This window comes from Klebsiella sp. CN_Kp073, from assembly GCF_040065495.2.
Taxonomy (GTDB): Bacteria; Pseudomonadota; Gammaproteobacteria; order Enterobacterales; family Enterobacteriaceae; genus Klebsiella; species Klebsiella aerogenes.
This window is the reverse complement of sequence record NZ_CM198051.1, coordinates 3,984,593-3,997,185: the sequence shown is the minus strand read 5'-3', so window position 1 is coordinate 3,997,185 and position 12,593 is coordinate 3,984,593. Positions and strand designations below refer to the sequence as shown.

The 12,593-nt window shown below is 57.1% G+C and carries 12 protein-coding genes; 8 read left to right on the top strand and 4 right to left on the bottom strand.

Going from position 1 to position 12,593, the window contains the following annotated elements:
• The first annotated feature begins 17 nt into the window (after positions 1-17).
• Positions 18-836, top strand: a complete 819-nt coding sequence (gene cof / locus ABLV66_RS19405; RefSeq protein WP_348876537.1) for an HMP-PP phosphatase — start codon at positions 18-20, stop codon at positions 834-836.
• Between the two features lie 44 nt (positions 837-880).
• On the opposite strand, the gene ABLV66_RS19400 is transcribed toward cof, so the two are convergent.
• Positions 881-1,933 carry a PLP-dependent cysteine synthase family protein gene (locus tag ABLV66_RS19400; protein ID WP_063448002.1) on the bottom strand — a complete coding sequence of 351 codons (1,053 nt, stop codon included), beginning with the start codon at positions 1,931-1,933 and terminating at the stop codon, positions 881-883.
• A 115-nt stretch (positions 1,934-2,048) separates the two neighbouring features.
• Between ABLV66_RS19400 and ABLV66_RS19395 the strand changes: the two genes are divergently transcribed.
• The 5 genes from ABLV66_RS19395 to amtB all read left to right on the top strand — a co-directional run bounded on the left by ABLV66_RS19395 (position 2,049) and on the right by amtB (position 7,993).
• Entirely contained in the window at positions 2,049-2,507 is a 459-nt protein-coding gene (locus ABLV66_RS19395) for an Lrp/AsnC family transcriptional regulator (protein WP_045393580.1), read from the top strand.
• Positions 2,508-2,550: 43 nt separating this feature from the next.
• Complete coding sequence (locus ABLV66_RS19390) at positions 2,551-4,320, top strand: SmdA family multidrug ABC transporter permease/ATP-binding protein (RefSeq protein ID WP_289577443.1); 1,770 nt, start codon at positions 2,551-2,553, stop codon at positions 4,318-4,320.
• On the top strand, positions 4,313-6,091 hold the full coding sequence (locus ABLV66_RS19385; protein ID WP_348876536.1) for a SmdB family multidrug efflux ABC transporter permease/ATP-binding protein: 1,779 nt from the start codon (positions 4,313-4,315) through the stop codon (positions 6,089-6,091). The genes ABLV66_RS19390 and ABLV66_RS19385 overlap by 8 nt, the downstream gene beginning before the upstream one ends.
• A 241-nt stretch (positions 6,092-6,332) precedes the next feature.
• Positions 6,333-6,671, top strand: a complete 339-nt coding sequence (glnK, locus tag ABLV66_RS19380; protein ID WP_015367937.1) for a P-II family nitrogen regulator — start codon at positions 6,333-6,335, stop codon at positions 6,669-6,671.
• Positions 6,672-6,703: 32 nt separating this feature from the next.
• Complete coding sequence (amtB, locus tag ABLV66_RS19375; RefSeq protein WP_045393574.1) at positions 6,704-7,993, top strand: ammonium transporter AmtB; 1,290 nt, start codon at positions 6,704-6,706, stop codon at positions 7,991-7,993.
• 65 nt (positions 7,994-8,058) lie between these two features.
• Here amtB and ABLV66_RS19370 read toward each other — a convergent pair whose 3' ends face one another.
• Positions 8,059-9,546, bottom strand: coding sequence for a UbiD family decarboxylase (locus ABLV66_RS19370; protein ID WP_045393572.1), 1,488 nt, complete (start codon positions 9,544-9,546; stop codon positions 8,059-8,061).
• A gap of 119 nt (positions 9,547-9,665) precedes the next feature.
• Here ABLV66_RS19370 and ABLV66_RS19365 point away from each other — a divergent pair, with 119 nt between their 5' ends.
• Positions 9,666-10,556: a LysR substrate-binding domain-containing protein gene (locus tag ABLV66_RS19365; RefSeq protein ID WP_047078645.1), complete on the top strand. Its 891-nt coding sequence runs from the start codon at positions 9,666-9,668 to the stop codon at positions 10,554-10,556.
• 33 nt (positions 10,557-10,589) lie between these two features.
• Here the strand turns inward: ABLV66_RS19365 and tesB are convergent, their stop codons facing one another.
• The gene (tesB, locus tag ABLV66_RS19360; protein WP_063416593.1) at positions 10,590-11,453 is read right to left on the bottom strand and encodes an acyl-CoA thioesterase II; all 864 of its coding nucleotides are present in this window, start codon (positions 11,451-11,453) and stop codon (positions 10,590-10,592) included.
• 220 nt (positions 11,454-11,673) lie between these two features.
• On the opposite strand from tesB, the gene ABLV66_RS19355 reads away from it, so the two are divergent.
• Positions 11,674-12,186, top strand: a complete 513-nt coding sequence (locus ABLV66_RS19355; protein WP_047047039.1) for a YbaY family lipoprotein — start codon at positions 11,674-11,676, stop codon at positions 12,184-12,186.
• A gap of 38 nt (positions 12,187-12,224) precedes the next feature.
• On the opposite strand, the gene ABLV66_RS19350 is transcribed toward ABLV66_RS19355, so the two are convergent.
• A complete protein-coding gene (locus tag ABLV66_RS19350; protein ID WP_512174186.1) occupies positions 12,225-12,539 on the bottom strand; it encodes an MGMT family protein in 315 nt (104 codons plus the stop codon).
• Positions 12,540-12,593 lie beyond the last annotated feature (54 nt).

Below are 12,593 nucleotides of genomic sequence, written 5' to 3'. Positions count from 1 at the left end.
ACATCGGGGAAAATACCATGGCAAAACTGGCGGCATTTGATATGGACGGCACCCTGCTGATGCCGGACCATCGTCTCGGAGAACTGACCCTCACGGCGCTGAGACGGTTGCGTGAACGCGATATCGCCCTGACTTTCGCCACCGGTCGCCATGCTCTGGAAATGCGCCATCTGATCGGCGAGTTTTCCCTTGATGCTTTTCTGATTACCGGCAACGGTACGCGCATCCATTCACTGGAAGGCGACGAGCTGTACCGTCAGGATTTGAACCCTGAAGTGGCGGAAGAGGTGCTGCATAGCGTGTGGGATACTCAGGCCAGCATGCACGTTTTTAACGACGGCGGCTGGTTTACCGGCCAGGCAAGGCCGGAACTGCTCCGAGCTCACGCCTTCAGCGGCTTTCATTATCAACTGCGCGATCCGAAACGGATGCCGGCGCACCACGTCACCAAGATCTGTTTCTGCGGCGATCATGACGATCTGCGCCGTCTGCGGATCCAGCTAAATGAAGCGGTAGGCGCTCGCGCGTTTATTTGCTTTTCGGCGATGGATTGTCTGGAGGTACTGCCGGTCGGCTGTAATAAAGGCACGGCGCTGGCGGTGCTGAGCCAGCACTTAGGTTTCTCGTTGCAGGACTGCATGGCATTTGGCGATGCCATGAACGATCGCGAGATGCTTGGTAGCGTAGGGCGAGGATTCATTATGGGTAACGCGATGCCGCAGCTCAAAGCTGAACTGCCGCATCTACCGATCATCGGCGACTGCCGTCATCAGGCGGTTTCCCACTTTTTAACACATTGGCTGGATAATCCTGATCTTCCTTATTCCCCCGAATAGAGAGACCCTACCAGCAAGCCGGATAGCGTTCTATCCGGCTTTTTTTATTGCGCGCCGCTCAGTTGCATAATCTGCGTCTGCCACGGGGTAATATCGCCGATATTCGCCGCGACCCACTGCGGGTTGTAATAGCTTTCGAGGTAACGTTCGCCGCTGTCGCACAACAGGGTGACGATAGAGCCCATACGTCCTTCATCGCGCATCCGTGCGGCCAGCTGCAGTACGCCCCACATATTGGTGCCGGTGGAGGCGCCGACTTTTCTTCCAAGCTGGGTTTCCAGCCACAGGGCGGTGGCGACGCTGGCGGCATCCGGCACGCGCAACATTTCATCGACGACGTCGGGAATAAACGAGGGTTCGACGCGCGGGCGGCCAATACCTTCAATTTTGCTACCGACCGGGCTACGCAGGCTGGCGTCGCGGCTCTGCCAGTAATCGAGGAACACCGAATTCTGCGGGTCGACCACCATCAGTTGCGTCTCGTAGCCCTGACAGCGAATATAGCGGCCAATGGTCGCAGAAGTCCCGCCGGTACCGGCGCTCATGACGATCCACGACGGCTGCGGGTGCGGCTCGTGGGTCATCTGGCGGAAAATGCTGTCGGCAATATTGTTATTGCCGCGCCAGTCGGTGGCGCGCTCGGCGAAAGTGAACTGATCCATATAGTGGCCATTCAACTCGCGCGCCAGCATTTCAGAAGCGGCGTAAATTTCGCAGGCGTTGTCGACGAAATGACAGCGTCCGCCATAAAATTCAATCTGTTCGATTTTACGTTTCGCGGTGCAGGAGGGCATCACGGCAATAAACGGCAGGCCCAGCAGGCGAGCGAAATAGGCTTCTGAGACCGCCGTCGAACCCGAAGACGATTCGATAATCGTAGTGCCTTCTTTGATCCATCCGTTGCACAGTCCGTAGAGAAACAGCGAACGCGCCAGACGATGCTTGAGGCTACCGGTTGGATGCGTACTTTCATCTTTCAGATAAATAGGGATACCCGGAAAACCAGGCAGCGTCAGGCGGATCAGGTGTGTATCGGCGGAACGCTGGTAGTCGGCGTTAATTTCACTAATGGCATGTTTTACCCAGGCGCTGTTCATCTCGGATTCCTGTTTGTCATTTTGTGCCCATCTTAGCGGATTGTGCGGGAAAAATTGTTGCTATTTGGCCTTTCAATTACAATTACGGGAGTAAATTATTCTCTCTGGTGGCCTTATGTTAGATAAAATTGACCGTAAGCTGCTGTCGTTGCTGCAAACTGACTGCACCCTCTCTTTGCAGGCGCTGGCGGATGCCGTTAATCTGACCACCACGCCCTGCTGGAAACGGCTCAAGCGCCTTGAGGACGAAGGTATCCTGCGCGAGCGCGTGGCCATTCTGGATGCGGAAAAGCTGGGGCTCGGTCTAACCGCCTTCGTTTTGATAAAAACCCAGCATCACAGCAGTGACTGGTACTGCCGCTTTGTTAGCGAAGTGACGCAAATGGCGGAAGTACTGGGTTTCTGGCGTATGGCTGGCGAGTACGATTACCTGCTACGGGTGCAGGTCGCGGATATGAAGCGCTATGACGACTTTTATAAACGTCTGGTGAACAGCGTGCCGGGGCTGTCGGATGTCACTTCGAGTTTTGCCATGGAACAGATAAAATACACCACGGCCTTGCCTATTGATTAACGGCTTTTTGCCGCCACGAATTATACATTCAGGATTTTACCGTTTGCGATTATTTGCTCAACTTAGCTGGTACTTTCGCCGGGAGTGGCGCCGCTATCTCGGCGCCGTCGCTCTGCTTGCCGTTATTGCCGTACTCCAGCTAATCCCGCCGAAAGTAGTGGGGATTGTGGTCGACGGCGTGACTAAAGAACATTACACCGCAGAGCAGGTGTGGATGTGGATCGGCGCGCTGGTCGTTATCGCGGTGATGATTTATCTGCTGCGCTATGTCTGGCGCGTGCTGCTATTCGGCGCCTCTTATCAACTGGCCGTTGAACTGCGTGAAGACTTCTATCGTCAGCTCAGCCGCCAGCATCCGGCCTTCTATCTGCGTCACCGTACCGGCGATCTTATTGCCCGCGCGACCAACGATGTTGACCGCGTCGTCTTCGCAGCCGGCGAGGGGGTCCTGACGCTGGTGGACTCACTGGTGATGGGTTGCGCGGTGCTGATTGTGATGTCGACGCAAATCAGCTGGCAGCTAACGCTACTGGCGCTGGTGCCGATGCCGTTTATGGCGCTGGCTATCAAGCGTAATGGCGATGCCCTGCATGAGCGCTTTCGTGTGGCACAGGCGGCTTTTTCCAGCCTTAACGATCGCACGCAGGAAAGCCTGACCAGCATACGTATGATTAAAGCGTTCGGCCTTGAGGATCGTCAGTCGGCGCAGTTTGCCGCCGATGCGGCGGATACCGGGGCGAAGAACATGCGGGTCGCGCGTATTGATGCCCGCTTCGACCCGACAATTTATATTGCCATTGGCGCGGCCAACCTGCTGGCAATCGGCGGCGGCAGTTGGCTGGTGTTGCAGGGCGAGCTGACCCTTGGCCAGTTAACCAGTTTTGTCATGTACCTTGGCCTGATGATTTGGCCAATGCTGGCGCTGGCGTGGATGTTTAATATCGTTGAGCGCGGTAGCGCCGCCTACGGACGTATTCGTTCGATGCTGGAAGAAGCGCCGGTGGTCAACGATGGCACCGAAACGGTGCCGGAGGGGCGCGGTTCGCTTAACGTGGCGGTACGTGAATTTATCTATCCGCAGGCGGCGAAACCGTCGCTGGAGAAGGTTAACTTCACTCTGCGGCCGGGGCAGATGCTCGGTATCTGCGGTCCGACGGGAGCCGGGAAAAGCACCATTCTTTCCCTTATCCAGCGCCATTTTGATGTCACCGAGGGGGATATCCGTTTCCATGATATTCCGCTGACCCGCCTGCAGCTTGATAGCTGGCGAGGGCGACTGGCGGTGGTCAATCAAACCCCATTCCTGTTCTCCGATACCGTAGCGAATAACATTGCGTTGGGTAAACCGGACGCGAGCCGGGAGCAAATCGAGCGCGTCGCGCGGCTGGCCAGCGTGCATGATGATATTCTGCGCCTGCCGCAGGGCTATGAAACGGAAGTCGGCGAGCGCGGGGTAATGCTCTCTGGCGGTCAGAAACAACGTATTTCCATTGCCCGCGCGCTGCTGCTGGAGGCGGAAATCCTGATCCTCGATGACGCGCTGTCGGCGGTTGATGGACGGACGGAGCATGATATTTTGCATAACCTGCGCCAGTGGGGGGAGGGGCGGACGGTGATCATCAGCGCCCATCGCCTCTCAGCATTAACCGAAGCCAGTGAAATTTTGGTTTTGCAACACGGCCATATCGCGCAGCGCGGCCGCCACGAGCAGCTTGTCGTCCAGACGGGATGGTATCGCGATATGTATCGCTATCAGCAACTGGAAGCGGCGCTTGACGATGCGCCGCAGGATGAGGAGGCGGTTGATGCGTAATTTCGCTCATCTCTGGCCGACCCTTAAACGTCTGCTGGCCTACGGTTCGCCGTGGCGTAAGCCGCTTATCATTGCGGTCATCATGATGTGGATAGCGGCGGCTGCGGAAGTCAGCGGCCCGCTGCTGATAAGCTATTTCATTGATAACATGGTGGCGAAACAATCGCTGCCGGTGAAGCTGGTCAGCGGCCTGGCGGCGGCCTATATCTGCCTGCAGATCCTTGCCGCTACGCTGCACTATAACCAGGCGCTGCTGTTTAACCGGGCGGCGGTCGGCGTGGTGCAGCAGTTGCGCAGCGATGTGATGGACGCCGCGCTGCGCCAACCGCTCAGCGAGTTTGATACACAACCGGTCGGTCAACTGATTTCGCGCGTTACCAACGACACCGAAGTGATTCGCGACCTGTACGTGACGGTTGTGGCGACAGTGCTGCGCAGCGCGGCGCTGATTGGCGCGATGCTGGTGGCGATGTTTAGTCTCGACTGGCGAATGGCGCTGGTGGCGGTGGCTATCTTCCCGGCGGTGCTGATCGTCATGGCTATCTATCAGCGCTACAGCACGCCGATCGTGCGTCGCATGCGTGCCTGGCTTGCCGATATCAATGATGGCTTCAACGAAGTCATCAACGGGATGGGCGTTATTCAGCAGTTCCGCCAGCAGGCGCGATTCGGCGAGCGGATGCGTGAAGCCAGCTACGGTCACTATCTGGCGCGCATGCAGACGCTGCGTCTGGATGGTTTTCTGCTGCGCCCGCTGTTAAGCCTGTTTTCATCGCTGATCCTCTGCGGCCTGCTGATGCTGTTTGGTTTTAGCGCTTCCGGAAGTATCGAAGTCGGGGTGTTATACGCCTTCATTAGCTACCTCGGACGCCTGAACGAACCGCTGATCGAACTTACCACCCAGCAGTCGATGCTGCAGCAGGCGGTAGTGGCGGGCGAGCGCGTGTTTGAACTGATGGACCGTCCGCGCCAGAGCTGGGGTAGCGATAGCGCGCCGTTACGCAGCGGCGCGGTGGCGATTGATAACGTCTCTTTCGCCTATCGCGACGACCGGCTGGTGCTGCAGGATATCAATCTGGATATACCTTCGCGCGGTTTTGTGGCGCTGGTTGGTCATACCGGCAGCGGTAAGAGTACGTTGGCCAGTCTGATGATGGGCTACTACCCGTTGACTAAAGGCGAAATTCGCCTCGATGGCCGCCCGCTGTCGTCGTTAAGCCACAGCGCTTTACGTCGGGGCGTCGCGATGGTGCAACAGGATCCAGTGGTATTAGCCGATACCTTCTATGCCAACGTGACGCTGGGGCGCGATATCAGCGAGCAGCAGGTCTGGGAAGCGCTGGAGGCGGTGCAGCTCGCTGACCTTGCCCGTGAAATGAGCGACGGGATTTATACCCAACTGGGCGAGCAGGGCAACAACCTGTCGGTGGGCCAGAAACAGCTGCTGGCGCTGGCTCGCGTGCTGGTGGAAACGCCACAGGTGCTGATCCTCGATGAAGCGACAGCGAATATCGACTCCGGTACCGAGCAGGCTATCCAGCAGGCGCTGGCGAAAGTGCGCGAGCACACCACGCTGGTCGTCATCGCCCACCGTCTGTCGACTATCGTCGAGGCTGATAAGATCCTGGTATTGCACCGTGGCCAGGCCGTCGAGCGCGGGAACCATCAGCAATTGCTGGCGGCGAAGGGCCGCTACTGGCAGATGTATCAGCTACAGCAGGCTGGCGAAGAGTTAGCCGCCAGCGTTGAGGAGGAGTCGCTGAGCGCCTGATGCACCATCAGCAGGCATTGGTGCAGGGGTGACATGAAGTGGTGCAACTTGCTCACTAAGGGCGCACCGTATTGGTGCATTTTTGCGCATTAGCGGTCATTTGCCGTCTCGCCAGTAACATCCTCGCGTTTTTTTCTCCGTAAACGGGCCGATTCACGGCCCGTTTTCATTTTTGGCATATCCCTTGCTTTATCTCCTGTGTTAGCAGCGGCCACTATCAAATACTGACTGGAGGGGATTTATGAAGCTGGTTACCGTGGTAATCAAACCATTCAAACTGGAAGACGTTCGCGAAGCGTTGTCCTCCATCGGCATTCAGGGCCTGACGGTCACGGAAGTGAAAGGCTTCGGCCGCCAGAAAGGCCATGCCGAGCTCTATCGCGGCGCCGAATACAGCGTCAATTTCCTGCCAAAAGTAAAAATTGATATTGCGATTGCCGACGATCAGCTGGACGAGGTTGTCGAGGTGATAGGCAAGGCCGCCTGGACCGGAAAAATTGGCGACGGCAAAATTTTTGTCGCCGAACTGCAGCGCGTGATTCGTATTCGTACCGGCGAATCCGACGAAGCGGCACTGTAATTGCCTGACCACACAGCGATGGGGATGAAGAGATGATGAGAACGACGATGAAAACGGCTCTGGGAGCGCTGGCGCTGCTCCCGGGACTGGCGCTGGCGGCCGAACCGGCGGTGGCGGATAAAGCCGACAACGCTTTTATGATGATTTGCACCGCGCTGGTGCTGTTTATGACAATCCCCGGCATTGCGTTGTTCTACGGCGGCCTGATTCGCGGTAAAAACGTGCTCTCAATGCTGACTCAGGTCATTGTGACTTTTGGCCTGGTTTGCGTGCTGTGGGTTATCTATGGCTATACGCTTGCCTTCGGAAGCGGCGGTAGCTTCTTTGGCAGCTTCGACTGGGTGATGCTGAAAAATATTGAACTGAAAGCGTTAATGGGGTCGTTCTATCAGTATATCCATGTCGCTTTCCAGGGCTCTTTCGCCTGTATCACCGTGGGCCTGATCGTCGGCGCGCTGGCGGAACGTATTCGTTTCTCCGCGGTACTGATTTTCGTGGTGGTTTGGCTCACGCTCTCCTACGTGCCGATTGCGCATATGGTGTGGGGCGGCGGCCTGCTGGCGACCCATGGCGCGCTGGACTTCGCCGGCGGTACCGTCGTACACATCAACGCCGCGGTGGCGGGGCTGGTGGGCGCGTATATGATGGGCAAACGCGTGGGCTTTGGCAAAGAAGCGTTTAAACCGCATAACCTGCCGATGGTCTTTACCGGTACGGCGATTCTGTATGTTGGCTGGTTCGGCTTTAACGCCGGTTCCGCAAGCGCGGCCAACGAAATTGCCGCGCTGGCCTTCGTGAATACCGTCGTGGCGACCGCTGGCGCGATTCTGGCCTGGACCTTCGGCGAATGGGCCACTCGCGGTAAACCGTCGCTGCTGGGTGCCTGCTCCGGCGCGATTGCCGGCCTGGTCGGCATTACTCCGGCGTGCGGCTACGTTGGCGTTGGCGGCTCGCTGATTATTGGTATCATCGCCGGCCTGGCCGGGCTGTGGGGCGTCACGGTGTTGAAACGCTGGCTGCGCGTCGATGACCCATGCGATGTGTTTGGCGTTCACGGCGTGTGCGGCATCATCGGTTGTATCCTGACCGGCATCTTCGCCTCTACCACCCTTGGCGGGGTCGGCTATGCGGAAGGCGTAACGATGGGGCATCAGTTGCTGGTACAGCTGGAAAGTATCGGCATTACCGTGGTGTGGTCCGCCGTCGTCGCGTATATCGGCTTCAAAGTGGCGGCGATGACCGTCGGCCTGCGCGTGCCGGAAGAGCAGGAGCGCGAAGGACTGGACGTCAACAGCCACGGCGAAAACGCCTACAACGCCTGATAAAGCGAGCACTCTCCATTAGCGTCAAAGCCTCCCGTCCGGGAGGCTTTTTCTTTGCGTGGAATTTATTTCTTACTGAAGCCAGGGATAAAGCGGTCCACATCCACTTCCATAAATTGGCTGCGCTGGAAGTGGGCTTTCATATTCCACGGAACGGTGCAGTCGAAAATGGTTTTGCAGGCAATACCGCTATCGCGAATCGATGGGCTGAAGGCCGGGTCGGATGATGGATCCAACGGATGGCAACGTACGCCGGGAATAAACACGGTGCTGACATCGCCCTGATAGCGGGTGGTCATCGCCCACATGACGTCGTTGATGTCGAATACATCGACGTCCTCATCGACCAGCATCACGTGCTTCAGCTCAGAGAAGGCGGAAAAGGCCAGTAGCGCCGCCTGGCGCTGACGGCCCTCATCGCTGGGGGTGCGTTTCTTTACCTGCAGCACGGCGAGATATTTACCCGTCCCCGGAGAGGGGCAGTGGACGTTTTGTACGAAGCCCGGAAGCGCGCGTTCCACCATCTGCAGAATGCTGGCTTCGGTCGGGATCCCGGCCAGATTGGTATGCTCATCGCTCGGCCCGATACAGGTTTGCAGAATCGGGTGGCGGCGGTGGGTAATCGCTTTAACTTTTATCACCGGCACTTCCGCCTGCGCGCTACCGGTGTAGCCGGGGAACTCCGGCATGGCTTTGCCGCTGTTGGTATTCTGGTCTTCGCGTACCCGCACGCCAGGCAGCAGTTCACCTTCAATAACGATTTCGGCATTAGCGATGGCGCGGGCGTTGACGCTCACGCATTCGCTGAGCTCGACCGCCTGATTACGCAGAGCGCCGGCGATAGAGAGTTCGTCAAACCCGAGAGGAGTGGTCGGTGGTTCAAAGCAGGCGCCAATTTCAATCGCCGGATCCACGCCGATGCTAATCGAGATGGGCAACGCTTTCCCGGCGGCCTCGGCTTTTTGCCTGAAGGTGTCGAGATGACGACCCGGTACGAAATACATTGAGATTTCGTCTTTGCTCTGTACGCACAGGCGGTGGATGGTGACGTCATGGTCGCCGGTTTCCGGATCCGCGGCATAGCACATACCGAGGGTAAAGTAGGGGCCGGCGTCTTCCGGGGTGTTAGTCGGCGCGGGTAATATTTTGAGAATATCGAAATCAGGATCGCTTGCCAGATGCACCACTTCCTGGCAGGCCGCTCGTTCACGCGGGATAGTGATTGGCGCGATAGGATTCGCTACGGAGTCTTTGAGCATAAACGCCAGATTTTCCGGCGTGGTGCCAAACAGGCGCGCAACGCGCTGCCGCGAACACAGCAGGCCAATGAGCACCCTGACATCATCATAGCCTTTGACCTTGTTAAAGATCATCGCCGGGCCAACGCGGGTCGGGCGCTGAACGGTGCCGTGGGCGCCGACGTAGCGATATACGCCGGAGAGTTCGGCAATGGGGTCGACGGGTTCGTCGGTGTAGATCAGTTCATTATCGTACTGGCTTAATAGTGCCAAAGCAGAACGCAGATCGGTTACTTTTACATGTTGTTCAGACATCGTGCTTCCTTCAGTTTTCTGGCAATGGCTATTAATTCTCACCAGATACCGATAAGAGTCCAATCACATTTCCCCTTATTTTAATAAGATATTATTATCAGTGTTTTCGGGAGGGCGTGATGGATTATCGACAACTACAGGCATTTACGGTTCTGGCGGAAGAGTTGCACTTTGGCCGGGCGGCGCAGCGTCTGCATATCACGCAACCAGCGCTGACCCAGCAGATTAAAAGTTTCGAAAGCGCGCTGGAGCTACCGCTGTTCACTCGCGATCGACGCAACGTCGCCCTGACCGCCGAAGGGCAATTTTTGCTGGCCGAGGCGCGGATGATTCTCGGCCACTGCGATAAATTTCGCGAGAATGCGCGCAGTTTGCGACAGGGGCGTAAAGGGCAGTTGAAAATTGGCTACGTTGGCTCGGCTATTTTTGACCCGGCGCTGAGCGTGTTAATACGAAATTATCGTCAACGCCAACCCGAAGCCGATTTGTTAATTGAAGAGCATAACGTTAACGACCTGATAACCGGTTTATTAAGCGAAACGGTCGACCTGGCGTTTATCCGCTCGCCAGGCGCGCAATATGATGAACTGGAGTCGCTGGATATTGCGACCCGGCCGCTGGTGGCGGTGGTGCCTCGCCATCATGCGCTCGCCAGCAGGCGCGCAATTCCACTCGCGGCGCTGGCGGAAGAGACGTTTTTCATTCAGCAGGATCCCAGCGGCGTCGGATTGGGGTGGTCAGCCATCAGCGCCTGTCGGCAGGCGGGTTTTACACCCCGTAAGATTCAGTACACGCGTGATGTCTCCACGGCGATTGGCCAGGTATCGATGGGGATGGGGGTGACGTTGGTGCCCGAGACGCAAAGCGCCATGCTGGTGTCGGAAGTCAGTTATTGCCTGTTAGAAGAGACCTTTGCCGTAACGACGCTCACGTTATGCTGGCGGCGGCAGAGTCGCAACGGACTGCTGGGGGATTTTATTGCCGATGCGCGCGAATTGCTTGACCGTTAAAGGTAAGCGGGCCCGTTGTGGGCCCGTCGCGAATTAGTTATTGCGGTTACGCATGACGCCTTCCTGCACCGTCGAGGCGACAAGAATACCGTCCTGGGTATAGAATTCGCCGCGAACAAAGCCGCGGGCGCTGGAGGCAGAGGTGCTTTCGACGCTGTACAGCAGCCATTCGTTGATGTTGAACGGGCGGTGGAACCACATTGAGTGGTCAATGGTGGCGACCTGCATACCTGGTTCAAGGAAGCCGACGCCGTGCGGCTGCAGCGCAACCGGCAGGAAATTAAAATCAGATGCATAGCCCAGCAGCGACTGGTGGATACGAATATCATCCGGCACTACGCCGTTGGCGCGGATCCACACCTGGCGGGCGGGTTCGGCAACGTGCCCTTTCAGCGGGTTATGGAACTCTACCGGGCGAATTTCCAGCGGTTTGTCGCTGAGAAACTTCTCTTTCGCCTGCGGCGGCAACAAATGCGCCAGCTTACGGGCGATATCGGTTTCAGAGGGCAGACCTTCCGGCGAAGGCGCTGCCGGCATTGCTTTTTGATGTTCGTAGCCCGGTTCCGGCGCCTGGAACGAGGCGGTCATGTAAAAGATGGGTTTACCGTGCTGGATAGCCGCCACCCGGCGAGCGCTGAAGCTGTTGCCGTCTCGTAGTACTTCAACATCATAAACGATAGGTTTCTGGCTATCGCCAGGACGCAGAAAGTAACTATGAAAGGAGTGAATCAGGCGGCCCTCAGGCACGGTTTCTTTGGCGGCATACAGCGCCTGACCGACCACCTGACCGCCGAAGACCTGACGTAAGCCGAGATCTTCGCTCTGCCCGCGAAACAGCCCTTCTTCAATTTTTTCCAGATTTAATAATGCCAGCAGATTGGTTAGAGCCTGACTCATAGATACCCTCAATTAATGATAGCGGCGCTGACGCAGCGCATATTGAGGGCAAGTATAACCTGGAATCTCAAGTGGTCCGATGGGTGTAATAATCTGAATAAATGCCCCTTTCCGGGAATTATTCTGAGATCTGTGCCACACTTATTCACGATACTAATGTCTTAGCCATCGTGATGGCAGGACGTACTCCTGTGACTAAAGGGATGAAAAGGAGAACATAATGAAATTTGCCTATATGTTAAGTGCTATCGCCGTTGCTGCGGCCTTATCCGCCTGTGCGAATAATTCGAACAGCAACGCCGCTCATCAGACGACGGCACCCGATCCTTACGGCATTGCCTCACTGAGCTCCTCGCAGCAACAGCCTAATGTTTCCGGGACTATCAATATTCGCCAACGCGTAGCGTTACCGCCGGATGCGGTACTGACCGTGACGTTGTCTGATGCGTCGCTTGCCGATGCGCCAGCCCGCGTATTGTCGCAAAAAGCGGTCCGTACAGAAGGTAAGCAGGCGCCGTTCAACTTTGTTCTGCCGTATAACCAGGCGGATATCAAACCGAACGCGCGGATCCTGCTGAGTTCGGCGATCACCGTAAATGGCCAACTGATGTTTATTACCGATACCGTACAGACCGTGATTACCCAGGGCGGTAACCGCGCCGATCTGGTGCTGGTGCCGGTGCAGCATGCGCCAGTGCCGGTGGCTAATGATATGGCGCCGATGGCGCAATAAACGTCTTCATGCCCCTGTTCAGGGGCATTTTTTTGCCCTTAATAAACCCAGCGATAGTGTTGCAGGTCGATATGCCCGCTGCCGGAGACCTGGACGCCTTCCGCCAGCAGCGCCTGACGTTGGCGCTGCAGGTCGGGGCCGGTCAGCGAAATATTGCCGTGGCGATTCACCACCCGGTGCCATGGCAGGGTTGAGCCTTCCGGTAGGCGCTTTAACACGCCGCCCACCTGTCGCGCCGCGCGCGGCGAACCCGCCAGCAGAGCGACATCGCCGTAGGTGGTGACATACCCTTCCGGAATTGAGGCGACTATCTGCCAGACCCGCTGGGGAAAGCTGTCGTGGGCGTCCTCCATCATCACTCCTTCACGCGAGAAAAGCTCAGAATAAGCGCTTGACCGCGTGCTGTA

Excerpts from the sequence above, each read along its gene's own strand:
- cof (WP_348876537.1), top strand. The coding sequence starts at position 18 with ATGGCAAAACTGGCGGCATTTGATATGGACGGCACCCTGCTGATGCCG.
- ABLV66_RS19400 (WP_063448002.1), bottom strand. The coding sequence starts at position 1,933 with ATGAACAGCGCCTGGGTAAAACATGCCATTAGTGAAATTAACGCCGAC.
- ABLV66_RS19395 (WP_045393580.1), top strand. The coding sequence starts at position 2,049 with ATGTTAGATAAAATTGACCGTAAGCTGCTGTCGTTGCTGCAAACTGAC.
- ABLV66_RS19385 (WP_348876536.1), top strand. The coding sequence starts at position 4,313 with ATGCGTAATTTCGCTCATCTCTGGCCGACCCTTAAACGTCTGCTGGCC.
- glnK (WP_015367937.1), top strand. The coding sequence starts at position 6,333 with ATGAAGCTGGTTACCGTGGTAATCAAACCATTCAAACTGGAAGACGTT.
- amtB (WP_045393574.1), top strand. The coding sequence starts at position 6,704 with ATGATGAGAACGACGATGAAAACGGCTCTGGGAGCGCTGGCGCTGCTC.
- ABLV66_RS19370 (WP_045393572.1), bottom strand. The coding sequence starts at position 9,546 with ATGTCTGAACAACATGTAAAAGTAACCGATCTGCGTTCTGCTTTGGCA.
- ABLV66_RS19365 (WP_047078645.1), top strand. The coding sequence starts at position 9,666 with ATGGATTATCGACAACTACAGGCATTTACGGTTCTGGCGGAAGAGTTG.
- tesB (WP_063416593.1), bottom strand. The coding sequence starts at position 11,453 with ATGAGTCAGGCTCTAACCAATCTGCTGGCATTATTAAATCTGGAAAAA.
- ABLV66_RS19355 (WP_047047039.1), top strand. The coding sequence starts at position 11,674 with ATGAAATTTGCCTATATGTTAAGTGCTATCGCCGTTGCTGCGGCCTTA.
- ABLV66_RS19350 (WP_512174186.1), bottom strand. The coding sequence starts at position 12,539 with ATGGAGGACGCCCACGACAGCTTTCCCCAGCGGGTCTGGCAGATAGTC.